The 22,153-nt window shown below is 57.7% G+C and carries 28 protein-coding genes; 20 read left to right on the forward strand and 8 right to left on the reverse strand.

Translation table 11 applies throughout. The features are described from left to right. Window positions 1–4 precede the first annotated feature (4 nt). Window positions 5–445 (forward strand): phage tail protein, encoded by a 441-nt coding sequence (locus AC1RAC_RS05585; RefSeq protein ID WP_020302917.1) that lies wholly within the window; start codon window positions 5–7, stop codon window positions 443–445. After that, entirely contained in the window at window positions 442–1,710 is a 1,269-nt protein-coding gene (locus tag AC1RAC_RS05590; RefSeq protein WP_492616363.1) for a phage late control D family protein, read from the forward strand. Before AC1RAC_RS05585 ends, AC1RAC_RS05590 begins: the two co-directional genes overlap by 4 nt. 62 nt (window positions 1,711–1,772) lie before the next feature. Here the strand turns inward: AC1RAC_RS05590 and AC1RAC_RS05595 are convergent, their stop codons facing one another. Further along, window positions 1,773–2,474: a hypothetical protein gene (locus AC1RAC_RS05595; RefSeq protein ID WP_492616364.1), complete on the reverse strand. Its 702-nt coding sequence runs from the start codon at window positions 2,472–2,474 to the stop codon at window positions 1,773–1,775. Window positions 2,475–2,791: 317 nt separating this feature from the next. Continuing rightward, complete coding sequence (locus AC1RAC_RS05600; protein ID WP_492616365.1) at window positions 2,792–3,142, reverse strand: helix-turn-helix domain-containing protein; 351 nt, start codon at window positions 3,140–3,142, stop codon at window positions 2,792–2,794. 84 nt (window positions 3,143–3,226) lie between these two features. On the opposite strand from AC1RAC_RS05600, the gene AC1RAC_RS05605 reads away from it, so the two are divergent. The 13 genes from AC1RAC_RS05605 (at window position 3,227) to AC1RAC_RS05665 (ending at window position 12,162) form a co-directional block, all read left to right on the forward strand. Continuing rightward, window positions 3,227–3,478 carry a helix-turn-helix domain-containing protein gene (locus tag AC1RAC_RS05605; RefSeq protein ID WP_197900457.1) on the forward strand — a complete coding sequence of 84 codons (252 nt, stop codon included), beginning with the start codon at window positions 3,227–3,229 and terminating at the stop codon, window positions 3,476–3,478. A 29-nt stretch (window positions 3,479–3,507) separates the two neighbouring features. Further along, window positions 3,508–3,981 carry a YmfL family putative regulatory protein gene (locus tag AC1RAC_RS05610; protein WP_492616366.1) on the forward strand — a complete coding sequence of 158 codons (474 nt, stop codon included), beginning with the start codon at window positions 3,508–3,510 and terminating at the stop codon, window positions 3,979–3,981. Further along, the gene (locus AC1RAC_RS05615) at window positions 3,978–4,274 is read left to right on the forward strand and encodes an ogr/Delta-like zinc finger family protein (protein WP_201491283.1); all 297 of its coding nucleotides are present in this window, start codon (window positions 3,978–3,980) and stop codon (window positions 4,272–4,274) included. The genes AC1RAC_RS05610 and AC1RAC_RS05615 overlap by 4 nt, the downstream gene beginning before the upstream one ends. Next, a complete protein-coding gene (locus AC1RAC_RS05620) occupies window positions 4,274–4,645 on the forward strand; it encodes a hypothetical protein (protein WP_019818221.1) in 372 nt (123 codons plus the stop codon). The genes AC1RAC_RS05615 and AC1RAC_RS05620 overlap by 1 nt, the downstream gene beginning before the upstream one ends. Window positions 4,646–4,716: 71 nt before the next feature. Next, entirely contained in the window at window positions 4,717–4,950 is a 234-nt protein-coding gene (locus AC1RAC_RS05625) for a hypothetical protein (protein WP_492616367.1), read from the forward strand. Window positions 4,951–4,962: 12 nt separating this feature from the next. Further along, the gene (locus tag AC1RAC_RS05630) at window positions 4,963–7,680 is read left to right on the forward strand and encodes a toprim domain-containing protein (RefSeq protein WP_492616450.1); all 2,718 of its coding nucleotides are present in this window, start codon (window positions 4,963–4,965) and stop codon (window positions 7,678–7,680) included. A gap of 25 nt (window positions 7,681–7,705) precedes the next feature. After that, window positions 7,706–8,524 carry a DUF5906 domain-containing protein gene (locus AC1RAC_RS05635; RefSeq protein WP_492616368.1) on the forward strand — a complete coding sequence of 273 codons (819 nt, stop codon included), beginning with the start codon at window positions 7,706–7,708 and terminating at the stop codon, window positions 8,522–8,524. Between the two features lie 25 nt (window positions 8,525–8,549). Further along, the gene (locus tag AC1RAC_RS05640; RefSeq protein ID WP_492616369.1) at window positions 8,550–8,897 is read left to right on the forward strand and encodes a DUF7673 family protein; all 348 of its coding nucleotides are present in this window, start codon (window positions 8,550–8,552) and stop codon (window positions 8,895–8,897) included. Next, complete coding sequence (locus AC1RAC_RS05645; RefSeq protein WP_492616370.1) at window positions 8,894–9,100, forward strand: hypothetical protein; 207 nt, start codon at window positions 8,894–8,896, stop codon at window positions 9,098–9,100. The genes AC1RAC_RS05640 and AC1RAC_RS05645 overlap by 4 nt, the downstream gene beginning before the upstream one ends. Before the next feature lie 58 nt (window positions 9,101–9,158). Continuing rightward, window positions 9,159–9,626 carry a DUF2528 family protein gene (locus AC1RAC_RS05650; RefSeq protein ID WP_492616371.1) on the forward strand — a complete coding sequence of 156 codons (468 nt, stop codon included), beginning with the start codon at window positions 9,159–9,161 and terminating at the stop codon, window positions 9,624–9,626. Continuing rightward, on the forward strand, window positions 9,619–11,370 hold the full coding sequence (locus tag AC1RAC_RS05655; RefSeq protein ID WP_492616372.1) for a DNA cytosine methyltransferase: 1,752 nt from the start codon (window positions 9,619–9,621) through the stop codon (window positions 11,368–11,370). The genes AC1RAC_RS05650 and AC1RAC_RS05655 overlap by 8 nt, the downstream gene beginning before the upstream one ends. Next, entirely contained in the window at window positions 11,367–11,876 is a 510-nt protein-coding gene (locus AC1RAC_RS05660) for a class I SAM-dependent methyltransferase (RefSeq protein WP_492616373.1), read from the forward strand. Before AC1RAC_RS05655 ends, AC1RAC_RS05660 begins: the two co-directional genes overlap by 4 nt. A 10-nt stretch (window positions 11,877–11,886) precedes the next feature. Further along, on the forward strand, window positions 11,887–12,162 hold the full coding sequence (locus tag AC1RAC_RS05665) for a pyocin activator PrtN family protein (protein WP_492616374.1): 276 nt from the start codon (window positions 11,887–11,889) through the stop codon (window positions 12,160–12,162). Here AC1RAC_RS05665 and AC1RAC_RS05670 read toward each other — a convergent pair. Then, window positions 12,137–13,288, reverse strand: a complete 1,152-nt coding sequence (locus tag AC1RAC_RS05670) for a tyrosine-type recombinase/integrase (protein ID WP_492616375.1) — start codon at window positions 13,286–13,288, stop codon at window positions 12,137–12,139. The two genes, AC1RAC_RS05665 and AC1RAC_RS05670, sit on opposite strands and share 26 nt — an antisense overlap. Before the next feature lie 103 nt (window positions 13,289–13,391). Here AC1RAC_RS05670 and dusA point away from each other — a divergent pair, with 103 nt between their 5' ends. Beyond that, entirely contained in the window at window positions 13,392–14,402 is a 1,011-nt protein-coding gene (gene dusA / locus AC1RAC_RS05675; protein WP_492616376.1) for a tRNA dihydrouridine(20/20a) synthase DusA, read from the forward strand. Between the two features lie 194 nt (window positions 14,403–14,596). Here the strand turns inward: dusA and AC1RAC_RS05680 are convergent, their stop codons facing one another. After that, a complete protein-coding gene (locus AC1RAC_RS05680) occupies window positions 14,597–15,343 on the reverse strand; it encodes a hypothetical protein (RefSeq protein ID WP_054919936.1) in 747 nt (248 codons plus the stop codon). Between the two features lie 412 nt (window positions 15,344–15,755). On the opposite strand from AC1RAC_RS05680, the gene tal reads away from it, so the two are divergent. Then, window positions 15,756–16,682, forward strand: coding sequence for a transaldolase (gene tal, locus AC1RAC_RS05685; protein ID WP_019818234.1), 927 nt, complete (start codon window positions 15,756–15,758; stop codon window positions 16,680–16,682). Window positions 16,683–16,878: 196 nt separating this feature from the next. Here tal and rssC read toward each other — a convergent pair whose 3' ends face one another. Further along, complete coding sequence (rssC, locus tag AC1RAC_RS05690) at window positions 16,879–17,361, reverse strand: anti-sigma factor antagonist RssC (RefSeq protein WP_003172602.1); 483 nt, start codon at window positions 17,359–17,361, stop codon at window positions 16,879–16,881. Continuing rightward, window positions 17,361–18,542: a two-component system response regulator RssB gene (gene rssB / locus AC1RAC_RS05695; protein ID WP_014717527.1), complete on the reverse strand. Its 1,182-nt coding sequence runs from the start codon at window positions 18,540–18,542 to the stop codon at window positions 17,361–17,363. Before rssB ends, rssC begins: the two co-directional genes overlap by 1 nt. 276 nt (window positions 18,543–18,818) lie before the next feature. On the opposite strand from rssB, the gene AC1RAC_RS05700 reads away from it, so the two are divergent. After that, the gene (locus tag AC1RAC_RS05700; protein ID WP_060764547.1) at window positions 18,819–19,115 is read left to right on the forward strand and encodes a PilZ domain-containing protein; all 297 of its coding nucleotides are present in this window, start codon (window positions 18,819–18,821) and stop codon (window positions 19,113–19,115) included. A gap of 136 nt (window positions 19,116–19,251) precedes the next feature. Here AC1RAC_RS05700 and AC1RAC_RS05705 read toward each other — a convergent pair whose 3' ends face one another. Then, window positions 19,252–19,941, reverse strand: a complete 690-nt coding sequence (locus AC1RAC_RS05705) for an MlaA family lipoprotein (RefSeq protein ID WP_003189688.1) — start codon at window positions 19,939–19,941, stop codon at window positions 19,252–19,254. Between the two features lie 195 nt (window positions 19,942–20,136). Between AC1RAC_RS05705 and pcrP the strand changes: the two genes are divergently transcribed. Next, a complete protein-coding gene (gene pcrP / locus AC1RAC_RS05710; RefSeq protein ID WP_034126658.1) occupies window positions 20,137–20,745 on the forward strand; it encodes an HAD superfamily inactivated hydrolase PcrP in 609 nt (202 codons plus the stop codon). A 111-nt stretch (window positions 20,746–20,856) separates the two neighbouring features. Then, window positions 20,857–21,123, forward strand: coding sequence for a DUF4404 family protein (locus AC1RAC_RS05715; protein ID WP_014717525.1), 267 nt, complete (start codon window positions 20,857–20,859; stop codon window positions 21,121–21,123). Between the two features lie 135 nt (window positions 21,124–21,258). Here AC1RAC_RS05715 and queF read toward each other — a convergent pair whose 3' ends face one another. After that, window positions 21,259–22,089 (reverse strand): NADPH-dependent 7-cyano-7-deazaguanine reductase QueF, encoded by an 831-nt coding sequence (gene queF, locus AC1RAC_RS05720; RefSeq protein ID WP_034126657.1) that lies wholly within the window; start codon window positions 22,087–22,089, stop codon window positions 21,259–21,261. Window positions 22,090–22,153 lie beyond the last annotated feature (64 nt).

Genomic DNA, 22,153 nt, shown 5'->3' on the forward strand with positions numbered 1-22,153 from the left:
CACCATGATGCTCAGCCTCGGCATGTTCGTGTTCAGCCTATCAACCCTCGCTTACCAAGAGCTGCAGCGCCAAACCAATTGGCGCCATGCCAGCAACAGCCGCGTCGGTGCACCACCCGCGCTGCAATTTGTCGGCCGTGGTGACGACACTATTACCCTCCCCGGCATCATCCTGCCCGAGCTGGCCGGCAGCGTGCTCAGCCTGGATGCATTGCGCTTGATGGCGAACACCGGCAAGGCCTGGCCGATGGTCGAGGGCACCGGCCGGATTTACGGGTTGTGGGTGATCGAGAGCCTGAGCGAGACCAAAACTGTGTTCTTCAGAGACGGCACGCCACGACGTATTGAGTTCACCCTCACTCTCAAGCGTACCGATGATGACCGTATCGACCTGCTCGGCGCCGCTACCAGCACCGGGCTCAATATTCTGCGGGGGCTGCTGTGATAGAGGCCGCGCTGTCCAAAGTCACCGGTTACCTCGTGGATACGGCGGAACGCTTCGTCCGGGATGCCGCCTATCCTGTTCCGGCCTTCCGTCTCACGGTGGACGGCAACGATATCGCCATGAAGGTAAGCCCGCGGCTGATGAACCTGGATCTAACCGACAACCGTGGCGTTGAGGCCGACCAGCTTACGATCACATTGAGCGACCATGACGGCCTGCTGTCGATACCGCCAAAGGGCGCAGTACTACGCTTGTGGTTGGGCTGGAGCGACACCGGCCTGGTGGACAAGGGCACCTACACCGTCGACGAGACAGAGCACAGCGGCGCGCCGGATGTACTCAGCATCCGCGCTCGATCAGCAGACCTGCGCAAAGGGCTGAAGACCAAGCGCGAGCGCAGCTGGAGCAACACTACGCTGGGCAAAGTCATCGGCGATATCGCCATGGGAAACAACCTCACCTCGACCGTGGCCGGCGCGCTCGGTGCGTTGCCGATCCTGCAGCTTGACCAGGCCAACGAATCGGACGCCAACCTGATCACGCGCCTGGGCGGAGAATTCGATGCGGTAGCCAGCGTCAAGGCCGGGTGCTTGCTGTGCATCCCTGCAGGCGGCGGCAAGACCGCCAGCGGGCTTCCCCTGCCCCACATTACGCTTACTCGCGCTGACGGTGACCAGCACCGGTACCTGCAGGCGGATCGCGACAGCTACGACGGGGTGCGCGCGTATTTCTACGATGTGCATAGCGCCAAGAAACAGGAAGCGATTGCCGGCGGTGGCGAGAACCTCAAAGACCTGCGCCATACCTACAGCGACCAGCAGTCAGCGCTAAGGGCTGCAAGGGCCGAGTTTCGACGTCTACAACGCGGCAGTGCCACGCTCAGCTACACACTCGCGATGGGCCGGCCGGATCTGATCCCCGAACTGACGTACACGCTCCAGGGCGTTAAGGCGGAAATCGACGAGATCATTTGGTACGGTGGCAACGTGCAGCACAGCCTGAGCCCGGATGGCGGCTACACCGTCAGCCTGGAGCTGGAGAGCAAGTTGCCGGAGGACAACGTTGAAGACCTGGCGGAAGAAAACAATGGCGATTACACGGGGATAATCGCGTACTACCGCGATCAGAAAACCGGGAAAGAAAAAACGGTTACTGCGGGGGATCAGACGAGGCCTAGGCGGTTGCGTTGGCTGTATGCCAGTGACAAAACGGCCAAGCGTGCAGTGGATCGAGAGTGGCTTAAGATGCAGACAGCAAAAGCATAATTACTTTGTGCGGAAAAACCCGATAATTCACCGGGTTTTAGTTGCGACCAGCATCCTAGCCATTATATTGGTGAAGCGAAAAACCAAGTCCCCATTCCGTCCATTTGTTTGGCGCTAAGTTTGACGTCCCCATATGTCCGATCTTGCCCTTTAATCATCGCAGGAAGGCCGCGAAACACCTCACTAAACTCAACATTCGGCGCAGCTGCCACTAATGCCGCACTAGCAACCATCATGATATCCAAACCAGAAGACGGAGTGCCGTCACCAGATCCCATTACCACGACATCAAGCACTTGCCCATTCACCTTTGATATACCAGCGACCAAAGCTGTGTGTTTGCCAATGGAAATATTCAGTACGTCATTGACTTCGCCTTTCACAATCTTCTTCGCATCAACACGATGATTGATATCAGCGGCTTTGAAAGCCTCATTCAAACGATCTGCATACTCATCAGGTGTAACCCCTAGAGTTTTCTTCGCCAGTACAGGAACAGCGGGTTTGCTCACCTGTGGTGAGACCTCAGGTATAGGATCAACTTTCTGCACTACTTTTTCTGTTCCTGTTTCTTTTTTCTCTGAAGATATAATGCCAACTGAAAGTGCAGAAGAAACGACTAGCAAACCCGCAACCGCCCCCGCACAACTACCAATCAAATGACGTAAAAACCAGCCTTTTCCAGTTCGAGCCAGTCGTCGTGAAAGCCAAAGCCAAACCCCTACCCAAGCGGCGACAAACCCAACGAATACTAGAAAATCCATAGCCACAACCTCCAAATTTCATCCAATGAAACGCCAGCACATTCGGCTGGCGATTTTTATAGCAAAGCGGTCAGATAGAGGCTGCCGTCAGCACCTCTACAACCCGTCGAACGTATCGCCGATCAGGCTCGGACATCGCCCTGTATAGCGTAAGAAGCCTCCTTTCATCGTCGGTCAAACGTTGGGATTCGCTACTATCACGATCACACTGACCGACCTCAGCTCCGGCTTTATCCAACATGCTTTTTACTCCATTAGATGCATAGTTGGATCGACGTTACCGAGGCCGATGAAAAACCCAAACTTTGACGGAAAGCCTAATTTTTGCCCTGTGGGGCGACGTCCGACATCGCGCCAATAATTCGGTCAACCACCTCCTGGTCACCTTCGGGCAATGACCTATACCGGCAGACCAGTTTTTCCTCTCCCGTACTCAAGTCGGAAATCGGCCGAGGTATTGGTACACCTGTCACGACGAACAGGACATCGACTCCGAGCTTCGAAGCTGCCCGATTGAGGTAGACCGACGTCGGATCAGTGGTGCCCGCTTCATAAGCGGCCTGCGTTCGTTTTGAAACCCCCACCGCATCACCAAACTGATCTTGATTGAGGCCTAGGCGCTTGCGCTCTGCTTGCAGCCGAGCGCCTATTTCCACTGAATAATGCAAATTTCTTCATCTCCGCTATTTACAAGTGCAGATATGTGCATCATTCTTTGCGTGTCACCACATGAAATTGCACGGAACTGCACTATGCCCAACGCCAACACCTACGAGCAAGCTCGCCATCTAGCGCGTGACGCCCTTGAAAGGCGCGGCCAGACGGTAAAGGACTTTGCGGAACAGCACCTGTTGAACCCCAGCACCGTCTACGCGGTACTCAGCGGCCAAAATCAAGGACGGCGCGGGGAATCCCACCGTGCTGCTGTATTGCTGGGAATCAAAGACGGCGTGATTACTTCACCCTCATCCCAAAACAGCGCTGACTGCGTACGTGCAAATTAGGGCCTCTGGCTCCAAGGGGAAACCAGAAGATGAAACGCCCAGTTCTAGCGACCAAGCGTCAAGTAATGAGCGCAGTGATCAACGACTACGAAGGTGGCCGTGAATGCGCTGCAGCGCGCCTCGGATACGAACTCAAGAAGTTCGATAACCACATCTACGAAAACGCCGGCAGTCGGCCCCTGAGCGATGAACAGATCCATCTGTTAGAGCAGGACATGGGCACGACCTACCTGCCGGAATACATCGCGGCGATGTACGGCGGCATGTTCGTCCCCCTCGCCAAGCCTGAAACACTGGACAACGTAGACCTCTACAACCGCTCAGTACGTGCTGCAGCCAAGCGCGGTGTGGTCGACCAGATCATTGAGAAGGCACTGGACGACGGTGTCATTGAGCGGGACGAAGCTGAGGCGATTTTGCGCGCTCACAGTCATTACATGGCGGCTCGCCATTCCGAAGTCTTGGCAACGATCCTGCTGCACAGCCGGGGGCCAAAACATTGAGCACCTACAAGCTGGTCTGTCCCTGCTGCAGCAGCTCGATGCGTATTCGGACCTCCGAGGGTCAGACGCCCTGCTTCCGCTCGATGTACTCGGAATGCACCAACCTGCTGTGCGGCGCCACGTTCTCCGGCTCTTTGGTTTGGGAATACCAGCTCAGCCCATCAGGCATCGAGCGCCCCCTTACCGTTTTGCCCATGGCGCCCACCAAAGTGCGCCTCCTTGCTCGACAGAACCTCACGGCAAAAAACAATCAACCCGATCTGCTGGACCAAATGGAAATGGAGCGTGCGTGATGAATACAGCTACCCACACCGACTACCAGGAATACCAGGCAACCATGCAAGCCGCTGGCCTGTCCTTCTTGCAACGCCACCAGGGCGAACACCTGGGCAACGACCAGTTACTGTTCTGCCGTGCGGTGCAGCACCTGGTGGGCAGTTTAGAAGTGCCATTGCACATGGCGGAAAAGCTGATCAGCCGTGCTTACGGTGAACTCAAATCCAACAACGACCGCCACCAACTGGACGTCGACGCCAGCTCCGGGGCGGTGGCAGTTATCACCGACCCCGCCAGCGGCATGACCTGGGCTGTACCGGTCAGCCTCATCTACCAACGCATCATCAATGCACCGGAAAACCGCCGGCTGCGTCTCGTAACACCGTAACCCCCGACTAACCCGCCCTACCCCGTTTCCAATGGGTTTGGGTGAGCTTTGCCCGCAATCCGAGGTGGACCATGGAAATCGACATCGCCATCACCGCAAAACTGCCCCGTGCCCAGGCCGAGGCACTGCTCCAGGACCTGCGCGCGCAGTACGCGGCGCTGTTCAACGAGCATTGGTATGACGACCGCTTTCGCAGGATTCCCGAGGGTTTGCGGCATGGCTCGTTGCTGGTGGCCTTCCCTGCGCTGGCCGCACGAAAAAGCCTGATTGGCGCCCTTAAACACAGCCTCGACGAAGCGAAGTAAGCCACGATGGAAATGAAAGAAAGGCTGCGCGCCGACGTCATCCAACGCATTGAGCGGGATTACCAGCTCAAGCACATGCGCGGCACCGACTATATGCGTAAGGGTGTTTGCCCGGCCTGCGGCCAGAAGACCCTGTACACCTTCTACAACTCGCCCTGGACGCTGATATGCGGACGGCCGGAAAAGTGCGACCACCGTGTCCACGTAAAGGACGTCTACGACGACCTGTTCAACGACTGGAGCAAAACCGCCCCGTCGACACCCGACAACCCCCTTGCCACGGCACGCGCTTACCTTGAGTTTGCACGGGGCTTCAAGTTTGAGCTGATTGCTGGTTGGTTCAGCCAAGACAACTACTGGGATGGCCGGCTGAACATTGGCAGCGCCACCGTACGTTTCCCCCTTGAGAAAGGTGGCTACTGGGAGCGCCTGATAGATCGGCCAGACCGGTTCGGCAAGATGAAAGCTCGCTTCCGGCCGACTGGTGAAGGCCAACCCGGTTACAAAGGCGTCTGGTGGTGCCCACCAAGCGTGGACCTGCTGGAGGTCGACGAACTCTGGATAACAGAGGGCATATTCGACGCTATTGCACTGCTGCATAACGACGTGTCGGCTGTATCAATGATGTCCAGCGCCCCCTGCCCGACTGACTCACTCAAGGCCCTGGTCAAACTGCGCCACGACGCCGACAAGCGCTTACCGCTGCTGGTGTGGGCACTGGATAACGAGCCCGTCGCCAAGGCGAACATGCGCCGCTGGGCGAAGGAAGCCAACGACCTGGGCTTCATCTGCAAGGCTGCGGTGATCCCACAGCCCAATGGCAAAAAGGTTGATTGGAACGACCTGCACCTACGGTGGAAGCCAATTGAGGGCGACGACAAGCGCGCCGAGCAGATCGAGCAGGACCTTGACGAAGCGCGCCACCAGGGCGATTTGCTACTGGCTGATTCGGCGGAAGAGAAAGCGTTCCTGATCTACGTGCGCAACGAGCGCAAGGAATTCCATTTCTCATTCCGCAAGCGCCTGTATTGGTTCCGGCTGGACCTTGAGAAGTACGACCGAGCTATGAGCGATCTGGAAAGTTCAGAACGCCATGAAGACCAGTTGCTCAGCGACGAACAGCGCCGGTACAAAGCGTTGCGCCAATCCGGTTCAGTCACCAGCATCGCCAACTGTAATTTCCAGGCGCTGTACTACATGCGCAACGACCTGACTGACGAGGCCTGGTATTACTTCCGCATTGAGCGCCCACAAGGTGCTGCCATCAAGAGCACGTTCACAGCCAAACAACTCACGTCAGCGTCTGAGTTCTCGAATCGCCTGCTCAACGTCGCCAATGGTGCTTGGTTTGATGGCAGCGCCCAGCAACTGAAACGGATCTTGGCGCCACAGCTGGACTGCCTGAAAGCCGTCAACACCATCGAATGGATCGGCTACAGCCGCGACCACGGTGCCTATGTCTTCAATGACCTTGCCTTCCATGGCGGCAAGGTGCAGGTGCGCAACAAAGAAGACTTTTTCGACCTGGGCAAGCTGAGCATCAAGTCGCAAAGCCAATCGCCAGTGCTGCACATCAATACCGACCTCAATGCCTACAACGAAGGTTGGTTCGACATTTACTGGCGCTGCTTTGGCGTACAGGGTCTGGTAGTGCTGGCCTGGTGGCTGGGCGCGTTGCACGCCGAGCAGATCCGCCAGATCCATAAATCATTTATGTTCCTGGAACTGGTGGGTGAAGCCGGATCGGGCAAGACCACTCTGGTAGAACTGCTATGGAAGTCGGCCGGGCGTACTGATTACGAAGGCTTCGATCCGTCCAAAGCGACCGCCGCAAGCCGCGCACGCAACTTTTCGCAGGTCAGCAACCTGCCCGTGGTGCTGATCGAGTCGGAGCGTGAACAAAAAGAAGGTCAGCCGGTTAAACACTTCGACTGGGACGAACTGAAAACCGCCTACAACGGCCGCAGCGTTCGCTCCACTGGCGTAAAAAACAACGGCAACGACACACACGAACCGCCGTTCCGCGCCGCCCTGCTGATCGCCCAGAACAACCCAGTAAACGCCTCTGAACCGATCCTGCAGCGTATCTGTCATGTCCATCTGACACGCGAGCACCACACCCCGGAAACCAAGCAGTACGCCGAGCAGTTGGAGCGCATGCCGATGGACAACATCAGCGGCTTCCTGATCAAGGCGCTGCAACGTGAAGCCGAAACCATGCGCCTGATGGAGGAAAACACCTCCGGCTATGAACAGGAGCTATTGGCCCAGCCCGGCGTGCGCACCGTGCGTATCGCCAAGAACCACGCCCAACTGCGCAGCCTAGTGGATGCGCTGGCCGGTGTTGTGCCGCTCGGCGAACACCGCAAAGCCCTCGCTCACGCCGAAATCAGCCGCATGGCCTTGGAGCGGCAGCAGGCAATCAACGCTGACCACCCGACCGTCACTGAGTTTTGGGATTTGTACGACTTCCTGAATGGCATGGATGAGAAAGGGGCACTGAACCACGCGCGCCGTGATGGCCTGATCGCCGTGAACCTCAACGAGTTCGTGGAGATGGCAGCCAACAAACGCCAGCAGGTGCCCGCCCTCAGTGACCTGAAGCGCCTGCTCAAGACCAGCAAGTCACCCAAGTTTCTGGATTCGAACAAAGCCGTCAACTCAGCCCGGTTGCTCGACGCGTTCGACAAACCGAAAACCATTCGCTGCTGGGTATTCCAGGGCGTGTAACCACAGCAACAACAGGAGCAGCACCATGCAAAACGAACTCAAATCGGCCATTCGCTTCAACGACTTTGTCGCCTACTTCGGCGCGCGGGGGGTACTGGCTATGGCCTGGTGGATGGGGGCTGTGCATGCCGGCCGAATTCGTGAGGACCAAACCAGCTTCCCGTTTCTGCAGATCGTCGGCGCCGCCGGCAGTGGCAAGAGTCTGCTGCTGGACTACCTCCAAAAGCTGAACGGGCAAACGCCGTATTCCAATTTTCTGGGGCACTCCACTCCAGCCGGGCGAGCGCGCACGTTTGCCAGCGCGGGGCAACGGATTGTCATTTGCGAGGAACAAGGCGAGTTAGGCCAGTCCATCGATTGGGATGAATTGAAGCCGCTTTTTAGCTCGGGCAGCGTGAGTCTGCGCTCGGGGGATGGCCGCAGTGAAGAAGTGACATTTCGCGGCGCTCTGGTGATCACCGCAAATCAACCGCTGGAATGCAGTGATGCGGTCACCAGCAGAATGGTTACGCTCGATCTTTCTTCTGCCGACGCCCATACGCCCAGAGTCCGGCCTGAATTCATCGCTGGCCTCAACGCAGCTGAGGCAAGTGCATTCGGTATCGAAATTGCCCAGTCCGGAGACTGGATTTGCAGCAGCCTTAAGGCATTTTTACCCGCATACCAAGGCCAACTCACGCGGAAATACGGGGCATGCCTGAACGGACGTACGGCCCTCAACTGCGCACAAATGATCTGTCTGATCGATCTGCTTTGCAATCTTCTGGCGATCCCGCAGGGCCTCCAGCTTGAGACCAGGAAGCTGGTTCACGACATTGCCTTCCTCGACACCATTCCCTATTGATCCGGCCTTTAAAAGGAGAATCCGTATGACTACGCCTGCCCAAAAACAGCAGCCCAACTGGTTCCAACAACTGCAGGAGTTCGAAGCCAAGCGCCCTGCCGTCCGCAAGGCCGGTATCGAAGCGCTGGCCCGACTGGTCCCTGTCGCCCAGCGTGATACAGGCCAGAGCGCAGTGATCGGTCGCTTCCTGCTAGGGCTCTACAACGGCCGCGACTACCCCTTCGTTCTGACCAGCCTGCGCGGCCTCGACACCGCTCTTTTCGACGACTGCCTGGCAGTACTGCAACTCGACTACGTGCCGGAGCAAGAGGTGCACACGTACCTCCCCAACGGCGATGCCATCTGGGAAGAATTGATCGGGACATGGGCATGAAATGGGCGCTGAAACGCAATAGGGACGGGCAAGTCCAGCAGAACTGCTGGGTTACCGACAACGGCTACACCGTCGCGCTGTGCCGGTTGCCTGAGTCGCGCTACCCCATCACTCGCCCAGGGGGCGAACTGCCCTTCGCTTATGCGAAAGACCGAGACGAAGTCATAACGATCATTGAGCAAGACCAGGCCAAACCGGCCTGAAAGATGGTGTCGAGGAGCGCCAACTCCCCGACACCTACCACTACTAAGGAGCAGCACCATGCAAGCACAGAACCCAAGCAGCAGCGCCGTAGAGGCTAGCACCCCACCGAGCATCAAGCGATACCTGGTCAAGGAAACGTGGAAGGAATACGAAGTCACACTTGAGGTGAATCACGACGTATTGACCGAAGAAATCGCCTCCATGATCAATGGCTTTTGGTCGAACGCCGCAGACCGGCTCGCCGCTGAAAACGGTGATGTCATCAGGACCGTTATCCGGTTGTTTGGTCAGACGATGATCTATCGGATGCTGAGCGAAGGCGGAGCAAGCTTCAGCATCACCACCAAAAACCGTATGACGGGTGAACACCCTGGACCCTTTTGGACCGAAGACATTCACAACGAGGAAGGCTGGGGTGGCACTGAGCCTGGGCCATACGGCGTATGCGGAATCCGCGTAATTGCAGCTGACGTGGACGCACCTGGTTACGACGACGTCGAGCTGGTGGAGGTGTCCGATGCTTAAGCGCACCCTCACTCACTTCCATTTTTGCTGCGGTGTCGGTGGCGGAGCCAAAGGCTTCAATCGGGCAAAACCCAAGGTTGGTAACGTTCAGGCGGAATGGGAATGCATTGGTGGCATCGATGTAGACCCGGCCGGGCTGCGCGACTTCGAACGTTTAAGCGGTGTGAAAGGCTCGCTGTTGGACCTGTTCACCCGCGATCAATACATTCGTTTCCACGGCAAAGAACCACCGCCCGGGTGGCGTGAAGCAACCCCGGAAGATATTCGCCGTGCTGCCGGCGGACGTAGACCGGACGCCGTATTCATTTCCAGCCCCTGCAAAGGCGCGTCGGGCTTGCTGTCGGAATCCATGAGTCTGACGCCAAAGTACCAGGCGCTCAACGAACTGACGTTGCGCTGCGTGTGGCTGATGTGCGAAGCCTGGAAGGATGATCCAGTGCTATTGATCGTTTTCGAGAACGTACCCCGCCTGGCAACCCGTGGCCGACACCTGTTGGATCAGATCAACAAGTTGCTGAACCACTACCATTATGCAGTTGCGGAAACTACCCACGACTGTGGCGTCATCGGTGGCCTGGCCCAAAGCCGCAAGCGCTTCTTGCTGGTAGCTCGCCATATCGAAAAGGTGCCGCCTTTCCTGTACGAGCCGGAAAGGAAAACCCTCAAGTCTGTCGGTTCGGTCCTCGGTCGCATGCCTATGGCCGGGGATATGGAAGCAGCGGGGCCGATGCACCGAGTGCCAGCGCTGCAATGGAAAACATGGGTACGGTTAGCCCTGGTCGACGCTGGCAAAGACTGGCGCTGCCTGAACGATTTAGTGATCGAGGACGGCTACCTGCGCGACCTAGTTATCGTCCCAAAATTCCGCGACGGTTTTCTGGGTGTGCACGACTGGAACGAAACCGCCGGTACCGTCGCCGCACGCAGCGGTCCCACCAACGGCAAATTCTCGGTGGCCGACCCACGCGCCAGGGCCGGTGCCTTGCAATATCAGCAATACGGTGTTCGACGCTGGGATGAAACAAGCGGCGCGGTGATCGGCGTCAAATCGCCCGGGCAAGGGACATTCAGCGTTGCTGACCCACGCGATCCCGGCATTGGACATGCCAAATACAACGTAGCCCAATGGGATGGTGTCTCGCGTACTGTCATCGCCGGCAGCACCACGGGCCAAGGTGCCTTTGCTGTTCAAGATCCGCGTCCTGGTATGAAACGTGGCAAAGGCGATGCCTACCTGACCGGTGGACACTATGGGGTTGTTGATTGGAATGACCAGTGTGGCGCCGTTTCGGCGAGTGCCCGTCAGGACAATGGTCGGTGGTCGGTCGCCGATCCTCGCATGCCCGCGGCCAACGACCGGCTCACCTGCGTTATTGAAAGTCTCGACGGCACTTGGCACCGCCCGTTTACCACTCTTGAGCTGGCCGCGCTTCAATCGCTCATCAACCCTGACGAGCTTTGGTCCGCAGATCCAAAGACCGCCCACGAAATCCACCTTGAGCAGTACGTTCGCAAAATTGAGCAGGCTCGTTTCTTCGAATTGGACGGAGCCAGCGACCAAGCCTGGCGCGAACGGATCGGTAATGCCGTACCACCGAATGCAGCCGAGGCAATCGGATATGTGATGGGCACCACCATCTTACTGGCCGAGGCTGGTGAGACCTTCATGCTCAACAGCATGCCGATTTGGGTTCAACCTGCTGCTATCGCGTTGAGCGTGGCCCAGCTGGAGTTACAACCATGATCAAGACAATTCTTGACCCGTGCTGTGGGAGCCGAATGTTTTGGTTCGACAAGAAGCATCCAGCGGTCATCTTCGGTGACATCAGGACCGAGCACAAAGCTTTGTGTGATGGGCGGACACTGAGCGTCTGCCCAGACGTCACACTTGATTTTCGTGATCTGCCCTATGCAGATGGATCCTTCAAGTTGGTTTCGTTTGATCCGCCGCACCTGGTGCGGGCCGGGGCTGAGAGTTGGATGAAAGCTAAGTACGGAATACTAAACCCGGAAACATGGCAGGAAGACCTACGGAGGGGCTTCGCAGAGTGTTTTCGGGTGTTGGCCACCGACGGTGTACTGGTTTTCAAGTGGAACGAAACGCAGATCCGCACCAGCCAGATTCTGTCACTTACTGATCAGCAGCCACTGTTCGGTCACCCAAGCGGAAAGAAAGGCGGAACGCACTGGTTTGTTTTCATGAAGACCGAGGCATCCGGACCTCCAATTCATCAATCGTTTCGGCTGTGAGGAAGTCACCATGAACACAGCTTTTATCCTGATGGCCCAATACGATGGCCAGGCGATTATCCCGCTGGAGATAGTTTGTCGTGATTACTTCACGCACCTGACGCCGGACATGTTCCAGCGCAAGGTGATGGGCGGTCAGATCAAGCTGCCCATCACCCGCCTGGAACCAAGCCAGAAATCGGCCAAAGGCATCCACCTAACCGACCTGGCCGCGTACCTGGATCTACAGCGTGCAGCTGCAGTTAAAGAGCACAACCAGCTCAACGGGTTAAAACACGTCGTTTAAGCCACTTAATTGATGCGGCGCCCAGTTGGACGGGCGCCCTCAATATCTTCTCGTGCCATTCCCACCCCAAATAGCGGTCTCCCTTACCACGCAAGTGCGTGTAGCGCCGCATTGAGTTCCAATCCCTGTGGCCGGAAACACTCGCCACACGCGGGATATCCCAATCCATTTCAAACAGGCGACTGATACCTTCGTGGCGAAGGTCGTGGAAGTGCAGATCTGCAATCTCCAAGAACTTGCACGCTTTCGCCCAGGATGTGGAGATTGACTCAGGGCTGTAGGGAAATATGTCCTCGCCGGCCTTTGGCATTGTCTGGAGGATCTGCCACGCCTCGTCAGGCAGGTAACACCAAACATCGTTACCGATCTTCTGCCCAGGGTTCTTCATGTCGCGCACCAGCACCCGCTGGCCTGGCTCGTCGACGTCCGCCCAGCGAATACGGGTTATTTCATCCAGCCGTCGCGTGGAGAACAGGGCAAAACCCACGACCTTCAGCATGTTTGTGACAGTCGGTCGCCTCTTTTGCATGGCCTGATAGTGCGTCAGCACCTTGCCCAGTTCGTCCAACGTCGGCCGGCGGTCACGTTCGCGGCTTTTGAGGTTGTAGCCCAGCTTCCTAAGTACCCGCCGAGCACCGCCCATCGCGAGCGGATCTACCTGGTACCCCCACGCATCTTTGGCAATCGCCAGGACAGCGCCCAGATGCGCCAGGTCATTGCCGGCAGTTTGAGGCTGAACCCCACCGCCCTCCTTGCTCATTCGCCAAAGGGCAAAGTCGACGAGGGTCTGGGGGTTGATGTCCGTATCGGTCAACTGGCCTAGGTATGTCTCGCCGATGGCTGTCAGCGTCGCGCGCTTGGTCTTGCCCAATGGCCGGGCTTTCTCAACCTCGACCAGGTACTGAGCATTCATCTCTTTAACCGTAGCGCCCTTGCGGCTGGCCTGCTCGATCGCACCTGGCTCATCCAGCTCAGCCCCGCGCTTACGCGCCCAAGCCTGGGCGGCCTGTTTTCGGGCGAAGGTCTGGCTCTCTTGGTAGACTTGCACTCCGTCGCGCTTGATGCGGATCTGAGCCGTGTAGCTCACTGTCCCATCTGCCAGTTTTCTTGCCCTGATAGTCGCCATATCAAAAGTGGTACGCGTCAGTTTTTGAGTGGTACATCGTACCACCGAGCCTTAAAAAACGCCTGAAAACGCCCCAAAACACGCCCAGAACACGTTGAGTAAAATGCTAGATAAACAGAGCTTTAGCCCAGCAGAATCAAGCCCCGCACTGTCTCGGCGCTTTAGCGTTGCACCCATGATGGACTGGACCGACCGCCACTGCCGGTTCTTCCTACGCCTGCTCTCCAAACACGCCCTGCTCTACACCGAGATGGTCACCACCGGTGCTATCCTCCATGGCGATCACGACCGCTTCCTGCGCCACAACGAAGCCGAGCACCCGCTGGCGCTGCAGTTGGGCGGCAGTGTTCCGGCTGATCTGGCCGCCTGCGCCCGAATGGCCGAGGCCGCCGGTTACGACGAAGTGAACCTGAACGTCGGTTGCCCCAGCGACCGGGTGCAGAACAACATGATCGGCGCGATCCTCATGGCGCACCCTGCCCTTGTGGCGGACTGTGTGAAGGCCATGCGCGATGCGGTGTCGATTCCGGTGACGGTGAAGCACCGTATCGGCATCAATGGTCGGGACAGTTATGCCGAGTTGTGTGACTTCGTCGGGACGGTGAAGAACGCCGGTTGCACCAGTTTTACCGTGCATGCGCGGATTGCGATTCTGGAGGGGTTGTCGCCCAAGGAGAACCGGGACATTCCGCCGTTGCGTTATGACGTGGCGGCGCAGTTGAAGCGGGATTTTCCGGAGTTGGAGATTAATCTCAATGGTGGGATCAAGACGCTGGAGCAGTGCCAGGAGCATTTGCAGACGTTTGATGGGGTGATGCTGGGGCGGGAGGCTTATCACAATCCGTATCTGTTGGCGGAGGTGGACCAGCGGTTGTTTGGCAGTGAGGCGCCGGTGATTAGCCGGGCGGAGGCGTTGGCGCAGTTGCGGCCTTATATTGCTGAGCATTTGGCCAGTGGTGGGACGATGCATCACATTACTCGGCATGTGTTGGGGTTGGGCACGGGGTTTCCAGGGGCGCGCAAGTTCAGGCAGTTGTTGTCGGTGGATATTCATAAGGCGGCGGATCCGTTGGCGTTGCTGGATCAGGCGGGGACGTTGTTGGAGGGGCGGTGATTGGTCGAGTGTCAGGTAGATGCTCATTGGGCGTACCGACGTTATCGCAGGCAAGCCAGCTCCCACATTTTTTCCTGGTGAGTGTCAGGTAAGTGCTCACTGGGTGTACCGGCGCTATCGCAGGCCAGCTCCCACATATTTAGCGGTGATTGCAAGGGCGCGGCAGGTGCTGCCGGCCCTTGCTGCACTGTTGCTTAGTTTTCCGGCACTGTTCCTTTGGGCACAGTTACCCATTGGTCGGTGTCGCGGTTGTACCTTTTCCAATCTTTATCGGTCCTGACTTTTCGGTAAAGCGTGTTGAATGTGGTGCCGCCGAGTATTTGAAATTGAACTTCACCGCCTGGCGTTTTGCAGTTAACCAACCCCAGAATGGGTGAGTTCGGGTTTACTTGCAGTGCATACACGGCGTCTCCAAAGGTTCCTGTGGTGGCGTAGTCCAGTGCAAAACTCACGAACTGACTTTTCGGGGTGTCGCTGGACTGTAAGGCGAGCAGTCGCATTGTCGTGTAGGTGGCACCGATAAAACCCAGCGCGTGTAGGTCAGGCCCATCGATGGCCCAGTATTTTTCGGGTGTACCACCGTCCCTGAGGTATTTGTCCAGGTCGTTCTGCGCTTTGGAGTAGATCACCCCGGCCTTGAGTTTCTGGACGTGCCAATTGTTGGTGTCCGCGCTCTCATACGCGCGGTACACCCAGGTGGCAGGCGCAGTCACTCTGGTATCGGTGATCTTGCCGCCGTAGGATGAGGTCAGTTCGTTTTCCTTTTCCAGGGTGCGGCTCCCCATGGGTTTACCTGCCTTGGCAGTGTCAATGATGCCACGCATTTCCTGGGTATCGTAACAACCGGCGCTGAGGGCCTGCTGTACCGTCACATCGGCAAATACCGTTGTTGAACAAATAAAACCCAGGGCGGCGAATAGTGTTGATATATTCCGTTTCATTACATCTCTCCTTTGCTTTCAAACTAACGAACCAGCAGATTTTAATGCACAGACGCACACACTTCGCCGCGGACAGTTATGTCATCAGAGTTTTTATCGGCCCAAGTTAGCGCTTGCCAGTCAGGTATAGCACAAGTAAAAACGGCAACAACTAAAGAGCTGGAAAATAAACTTTTCACAACTTCAAAACATTGATATTGCCTCTATCAACTGGCTTGAAACCAGTGGCGCAGGACGGGTGGAATCCAGTTGAACCTAGCTGCGATTTTGCCCTCCAATTGAGCACCACGGCCGGTGATTCAAACGGCCGTTTCCAGGTTATTGCCCTCGCAAACGACCTAACGCATTTGCGCCCTTGAGCGCCTGCCAGCGCTCGGGTAATGTCACTAGACCCACAGGACAGAGCACGCCCATGACTTCCAAGCTGGAACAACTCAAGCAATTCACCACCGTCGTAGCCGATACCGGCGATTTTTCCACCCTCGCCAAGCTCAAGCCGCAAGACGCGACCACCAACCCTTCCCTGCTGCTCAAGGCTGCGTCGATTCCTGGCTATGCCAAGCTGCTGGATGAGTGCGTGCAGGACTGCAACGGCGATGTGGGCCTGGCCAGTGACCGCTTTGCGGTGGCGGTGGGTCAAGAGATTCTCAAAGTCGTGCCGGGCCGTATTTCCACTGAGGTGGATGCGCGTCTATCGTTCGACGAGGCCGCGATTCTCAAGCGTGCGCACCGTCTGATCGACCTGTACGACAAGGCTGGGGTTGGCCGTGACCGCGTGCTGATCAAGATCGCCTCCACCTGGGAAGGCATCCGCGCCGCGGAGAAGCTGGAAAAAGAAGGCATCCAGACCAACCTGACGCTGCTGTTCTCGTTTGCCCAGGCCGTGGCTTGTGCTGAAGCGGGTGTGTTTTTGATTTCGCCGTTCGTGGGCCGTATCTACGATTGGTACAAGAAGGCCAACGGCAACGACTACACCGGCTCCGATGACCCGGGCGTGCAGTCGGTGACGCGCATCTATAACTACTACAAGGCTAACGGCTACAAAACAGTAGTGATGGGTGCGAGCTTCCGTAACCTCAGCCAGATCGAGGAACTGGCCGGTTGTGATCGCCTGACCATCAGCCCGGACCTGTTGGAGAAGCTGGCAGCCGATGAAGGCAAGCTGGAGCGCAAATTGGCGCCAGGCCATGCCGGTGAGGCCCGTGTGCATATGACTGAAGCGCAGTTCCGTTGGGAGTCCAACGAGGACGCGATGGCGACTGAGAAGCTGGCGGAGGGGATTCGTCAGTTTGCTCGGGACCAGGAGAAACTGGAGGCGTTGTTGTCGGCCAAGCTGTAAAAGCAGATAGCAGCAAAAAGGGCGGCACCTGTGAGGGTGTCGCCCTTTTTTGTGCGTCGGTGTCACCGCCGTCCGATGTGGGAGCTGGCTTGCCTGCGATAGCGGTGGGCCAGCCAACACTTCATCGACTGACACTGCGTAATCGCAGGCAAGCCAGCTCCCACATTGGACTGTGTGTGTTTGGGCAGGGAGGCCGTCAGTGCCGCTCGAGGGCGTTGACGAGGTCGTGGAAGGCTTCGCGGTTGGACTCATTCAAGCCCATCAGGATTTTGTGCGCTTCCAGCACCTTGACCCGCACCACTTCCTCGGACTGGTCCTGGGACGGCAGGTCGGTCAGGCACTCAGGGCACGGGATGGGGCGGTCAACGATGTTGAACACCTGGTCAAAGCCCATGGATTGCAACAGACGGGTGATGTCTTCGTGGGTGGTGACCACGGTCGGCAATAGGCCGACCTTCTGCCGAGACAGAATGGACAATTTGGCCAACAGGCCCAGGGTGGTGCTATCGATGCTGCGCGTTTCGGTCAGGTCGATCACGATCGCCGAGAAGTTCAGCGCAGTGAAGATCCGCTCGATCGTCGCATCCAGGGCCGAACACAAGGTCAGGCGCACTTCACCGACAAATTTCAGGACGAAGGTCCCGTCTTGCTCGGCGAATTGGATTCTTCCGGTACTCATCAAAGATTCCTGCTCAACACCAATAGGGCGATATCATCCGGCATCTCCCCTAGCGTGGCCAATCCAAAAACCTGCCGCAGGCCATCCAGGCTGCCGCCCGCCGACTTGACCTTTTGGGGCAAGGCGGCTTCTTTCTCTTTGAGTGTAGGCTCTGGAAGAAGGTCCAGAATACCGTCAGACATCAGCGTCAGGCTGAAGGTCGGCGGCAGTTCCAGGATGTGGTCTTCGTAGGTGGCTTCGTTAAACAAGCCTACGGGCAGGCCACGCCCTTCCAGGTAGCGCACACTGTCAGGAGTGTACAAAACAGGCATCGGCAGGTGACCGCCAATGCTGTAGGTCAAAAGACCGGTTTCTTCGTCGATCACGCCGCCGACCATCGTCACGTGCTTGCCCAGCTTGCAGCTGATCAGGCCCCGGTTGATGTGGCCCAGCACCTCGGAGGGGGTGAACTCCGGCAAGGTGCCGTTGCGCTTGGACTCGAACAACAGCCGTGTGGTCATGAACTTCAACAACACGGTAACAAACGCGGAAGACGCGCCGTGGCCGGAAACGTCGGCCAGGTAGAACGCCACACGGCGCTCATCGACACGGAAATAGTCGACAAAATCACCCGACAGGTACAACGACGGGATGATCTGGTGGGCAAACTTGAACTCGTCAATCGTCCAGGGGCTCACCGGCAGCATGTTCATCTGCACCTGGCGCCCGGCGTTCTGGTCTTCCTGCAGCAGGTTCAAGCTGGCTTCGAGCTCGCGGTTGGCGGTCTCGAGCTTTTCGCGGTAGCGCTGGTTTTCCAGGAGCAGGCGTGCACGGTCCAGGGCGCGGCGCACCGAGTGCTCCAGCACGGCCAGGTCTTCCAGGGGCTTGATCAGGTAATCGGCGGCGCCCAGGCGCAAGGCTTCAACGGCATCGTTCATGACACCGGCACCGGACACGACAATCACCGGCGTTTGCGGGGCAAGGTCGGTCACCTGGCGAATCAGCTCCAGGCCGCCCATCTGGGGCATGCGCAGGTCGCAGATCACAAGGTCGGGCTTGTCGCGCTCGAATACCTGGAGACCCTGTTGGCCATTACTGGCCTGCAGGACGCTGAAGCCACTGTCTTCCAAGTAGGCCGCGAGGCTCGCGCGCACTACTTCGTCGTCATCGATAATCAGCAGCGTGGCACTGGTTTTTTGCATGTGGGCAAACGGCGCCAGAATTAGGTTGGCGTAGGCGGCTCGGCAATGGCCGGGCTCACGTACTGGATTCGCTTTCTAGCCTCTCTGTCCTACAAAGCAATGGGATTTGGCCCATGCACAACGGTAAAGCAGAGGTGCCCTTCTAAGGCGCAGACGGTACTCCCATCCGTGAGGGGTTTCAAGCTCATGCCGATGGTCGCCGGGCGTCTTTACACCGCAAATCACCCGGAGTTATAAGAACCCTCACAACCACAACGCAAAGTAAGGATGGATGCTGTGAGCGAACACGAGCGCGACTACGCCGAAAAACGCGATTTCATCCGCATGCGAATAGATGCCGATGTGTCTTTGATCCATGCCGGGCAGGAGATTGCCGGCACCTGCGTGGACCTCTCCAGTTCCGGCATGCAGGTGCAGGCACCTCGCCAGTTCACTGTGGGCGACCTGCTGACCGTGCGCATTGATTCAGAGCACGCCGCGCTCAGGGGTCTTGAGGCGGATACCGAGGTGGTGTGGGCCAAGGCGGTAGGCGATGACCAGCATCTGGGCCTCAAGATTCTGAAAATGCGCTAACGCAACATCCCGCCCTGCGCAAAGGTGACGCGGAGCGTCACGGGATGCATTCCCACGCGGAGCGTGGGGAACGATCAGCGCGCACAAAAAAGGCGACCTTACAAAGGTCGCCTTTTTCATTTCAAAACGTCACAGCTTAAAAGTCGTCAACGACCTTGCCGTCCTTGACCTTGAACTCGCGGTTCTGCAGGTAAGCGTTACGAATGAAGGTGTACTTGTCGCCGCTGATCAGCTTCTCGCTGTCGAGCAGGCTGGCGCGCACGTCAACGACGTTGAGGCCGAAGGTGCTGTTACGCCAGCCGATATCGTTCATGTAGCGGTACGGTTGGGTGTAGCTGTCGACGTATTTGGACGGCGCATCACGCAAGGTGCTTGGGCCCAGCAACGGGATCATCACGTACGGGCCACTGCCCACGCCCCAGTAGCCGAGGGTCTGGCCGAAGTCTTCGTCGCTGCGCTGCAGCCCCATTTTGGTGCCGACGTCAATAAAGCCCAGTACGCCAAATGTGGTGTTGACCAACAGGCGGGCGGTGTCGACGCCTGCATTGTGCGGCTTGAGTTGCAGCACGTTGTTGGCCAGGTTGCCGACATCACCGATGTTGCGGAAGAAGTTGTGAACGCCGTCCTGCACAAATTGTGGGGTGACGAACTGATAGCCTTGGGCGATTGGCTTGAGGGCATAAGTGTCAACGGTATCGTTGAAGGTGAAGATGGGGCGGTTGACACTTTCCCACGGGTCATCTTCCGAGGCCGCTTGGGCAGCGAAAGGTGCCAACAGGATGGTGGCACACACCGATAGCTGAGCGAAGTACTGGCTCCAGCGCATAGCTTTTGCTCCTTGAATGGTCTGTCATGGGCGCTATGCCCTGAATAAGGCTGTCAGTATATGACGGAAGTGTCGATTTAGGCAGCTACCTAGAATCGTCTTAGGGAAAATGCACAAAATTCCTACAAATATCGACAGTGTCATCCCCTTGTCATGCCACCCCGATAGCGTGGCAGCTATTTCAGGGACGTTCAGATGCCACACGCCGAGATTGCCGTCGCCGCCGCCCCCTCATTGACCGCCGTGTTATTTGGCCTGAGTGGCTGCCTGGTGGATTTTGGTTCCCTGGCGCGCACCGACTCACCTTGCGCCGACGCCGAGGCCACGCCAGGCGCGTTGAAAATCCTGCGCAGTCTCAAAGAACAAGGCGTGCCCTGCGCCTGGCTGGACGAACTGCCTCCCGCCGTGACCGCGCCACTCTGCGCCGGCCTGCCGGGCTGGCTCAAGGCCGCCTCGCCCTCCTCCATTCGCTGGCCTGCGCCCCACGCCTGCTGGCAAGCGCTGATGGAGTTGAACATCGAACGTCTGGAAGGCTGCGTACTGGTCAGCGGCGAGCCGCGTCTGCTGCAATCGGGCCTGAATGCCGGTTTGTGGACCATCGGCCTGGCCTCCTGCGGTTCGCTCTGCGGCCTGTCGCCCCGGCAATGGCAGGCACTGACCGAGCAGCAACGCGAACACAAGCGCGGCAAGGCCACGGTGGCGCTCTATGGCCTGGGCGTGCACTCGGTGATCGACCATCTCGGCGAACTCGGCACCTGCCTGGCCGACATCCGCCTGCGCCAGCTCAAGGGCGAGAAGCCCTGATCGAGATCATGCACAGTTGACCCCAGTGGATTAATCTACAGGTCAGCCCGTAGACCTTTCGCCGTGCGCCGTGGTCTATGCCAGTGCCTATCGATAAAAGGAAAGAACGTCATGCCTGATCGCGAGAAGTTACAACAGCAGGCCGATATTGTGCGTGAGCAACTGGAGAATCATCCCGAGTTGCCCGCCGAGAAACGTCAAGCATTGGAAGAGTTGATCGCCAAGTTCGAAGTCCAGTTGGAAATGGAACCGGCCACCCAGACGCCCAGCATCGCTGACGATGTGAACCGGGCAGTGGAAGGTTTTGAACTGGACCATCCAGGCATTGCCGGGACGTTGCGCAATATCGTGCTGACCCTTGGCAATATCGGCATCTAACCCGAGCCCAAGCCAAACACAAAACCAAATGTGGGAGCTGGCTTGCCGGCGATAGCGGTGTATCAGTCACTTGATGAAGGACTGAAAAATCGCAATCGCAGGCAAGCCAGCTCCCACAGTTTTTTGTATGAAGGCTTACTGACGCGCCAGCCGCACGTTCAGGAACTGGGTGTTCTCAGTGCTGCGATACGGATTGATATCCAACCCACCCCGACGCACATACCGTGCATACACGGTCAACTTCTCCGGCTTGAGCAAGCGCTGCAAGTCCAGGAAGATCCGCTCCACACACTGTTCATGAAAGTCCGAATGCTGGCGAAAGCTGACGATATATTCCAGCAGGCTGGCGTGATCCAGCGCCGCACCACGGTATTCCACCACTACGCTGCCCCAGTCAGGCTGGCTGGTCACCGGGCAATTGGATTTGAGCAGGTGGCTGTGCACGCTCTCCTCCACCACGCGCGAATCATCGCAACGCAGCAGTTCTGGGCGCGGGTGTTCGTAGCTGCTGACGTTGATATCCAGGCCGTCAATGCACACGCCCGGCAACGCCATCACGCCTTCTGCCTCGATGTCGGCCAGGCTGCGAATGCGCACGCTCACTGGCTTGCCGGCCGCAGAGCTGAGGTCGGTGCGCAAGGTGGCTTCAAGGCTTTGCGTATCGGCAAACGCGGTCTGGTTCAGCGAGTTGAGGTACAGCTTGAACGACTTGGACTCGATGATGTTCGGCGAGTCGGCCGGAATGCTGAACTCACCGATGGCCACCACCGGCTTGCCCGAGGGCAACAACCAGGACAGTTCGAAGCAGTTCCAGAAATCCACGCCCTTGTACGGCAGGGTCTCGGCGCTCAGGCCCAGCTCGGCCCACTTGGCGGCGCGTGGAATCGGAAACAGCAACGAAGGCGTGTAGGTGCTGATGTATTCACTGGACTTGCCCAGCGGCGAATGTTCGGCTGCGGGATGCATGGCGGAAACCTGGCTAAATAAACCGCGCCAGTCTACCAGCCTTTGCTCCCGCCCTTAACAAACG

Source organism: Pseudomonas sp. GW823-FHT02F05 (assembly GCF_058797315.1).

Coding starts and splice junctions, on each gene's coding strand:
- AC1RAC_RS05635 (WP_492616368.1), top strand. CDS start 7,706: ATGCAAAACGAACTCAAATCGGCCATTCGCTTCAACGACTTTGTCGCC.
- AC1RAC_RS05655 (WP_492616372.1), top strand. CDS start 9,619: ATGCTTAAGCGCACCCTCACTCACTTCCATTTTTGCTGCGGTGTCGGT.
- AC1RAC_RS05605 (WP_197900457.1), top strand. CDS start 3,227: ATGCCCAACGCCAACACCTACGAGCAAGCTCGCCATCTAGCGCGTGAC.
- AC1RAC_RS05610 (WP_492616366.1), top strand. CDS start 3,508: ATGAAACGCCCAGTTCTAGCGACCAAGCGTCAAGTAATGAGCGCAGTG.
- AC1RAC_RS05665 (WP_492616374.1), top strand. CDS start 11,887: ATGAACACAGCTTTTATCCTGATGGCCCAATACGATGGCCAGGCGATT.
- AC1RAC_RS05650 (WP_492616371.1), top strand. CDS start 9,159: ATGCAAGCACAGAACCCAAGCAGCAGCGCCGTAGAGGCTAGCACCCCA.
- AC1RAC_RS05625 (WP_492616367.1), top strand. CDS start 4,717: ATGGAAATCGACATCGCCATCACCGCAAAACTGCCCCGTGCCCAGGCC.
- pcrP (WP_034126658.1), top strand. CDS start 20,137: ATGCCACACGCCGAGATTGCCGTCGCCGCCGCCCCCTCATTGACCGCC.
- queF (WP_034126657.1), bottom strand. CDS start 22,089: ATGCATCCCGCAGCCGAACATTCGCCGCTGGGCAAGTCCAGTGAATAC.
- AC1RAC_RS05670 (WP_492616375.1), bottom strand. CDS start 13,288: ATGGCGACTATCAGGGCAAGAAAACTGGCAGATGGGACAGTGAGCTAC.
- AC1RAC_RS05645 (WP_492616370.1), top strand. CDS start 8,894: ATGAAATGGGCGCTGAAACGCAATAGGGACGGGCAAGTCCAGCAGAAC.
- AC1RAC_RS05680 (WP_054919936.1), bottom strand. CDS start 15,343: ATGAAACGGAATATATCAACACTATTCGCCGCCCTGGGTTTTATTTGT.
- AC1RAC_RS05620 (WP_019818221.1), top strand. CDS start 4,274: ATGAATACAGCTACCCACACCGACTACCAGGAATACCAGGCAACCATG.
- AC1RAC_RS05630 (WP_492616450.1), top strand. CDS start 4,963: ATGAAAGAAAGGCTGCGCGCCGACGTCATCCAACGCATTGAGCGGGAT.
- rssB (WP_014717527.1), bottom strand. CDS start 18,542: ATGCAAAAAACCAGTGCCACGCTGCTGATTATCGATGACGACGAAGTA.
- AC1RAC_RS05660 (WP_492616373.1), top strand. CDS start 11,367: ATGATCAAGACAATTCTTGACCCGTGCTGTGGGAGCCGAATGTTTTGG.
- rssC (WP_003172602.1), bottom strand. CDS start 17,361: ATGAGTACCGGAAGAATCCAATTCGCCGAGCAAGACGGGACCTTCGTC.
- tal (WP_019818234.1), top strand. CDS start 15,756: ATGACTTCCAAGCTGGAACAACTCAAGCAATTCACCACCGTCGTAGCC.
- AC1RAC_RS05595 (WP_492616364.1), bottom strand. CDS start 2,474: ATGGATTTTCTAGTATTCGTTGGGTTTGTCGCCGCTTGGGTAGGGGTT.
- AC1RAC_RS05640 (WP_492616369.1), top strand. CDS start 8,550: ATGACTACGCCTGCCCAAAAACAGCAGCCCAACTGGTTCCAACAACTG.
- dusA (WP_492616376.1), top strand. CDS start 13,392: ATGCTAGATAAACAGAGCTTTAGCCCAGCAGAATCAAGCCCCGCACTG.
- AC1RAC_RS05715 (WP_014717525.1), top strand. CDS start 20,857: ATGCCTGATCGCGAGAAGTTACAACAGCAGGCCGATATTGTGCGTGAG.
- AC1RAC_RS05585 (WP_020302917.1), top strand. CDS start 5: ATGATGCTCAGCCTCGGCATGTTCGTGTTCAGCCTATCAACCCTCGCT.
- AC1RAC_RS05705 (WP_003189688.1), bottom strand. CDS start 19,941: ATGCGCTGGAGCCAGTACTTCGCTCAGCTATCGGTGTGTGCCACCATC.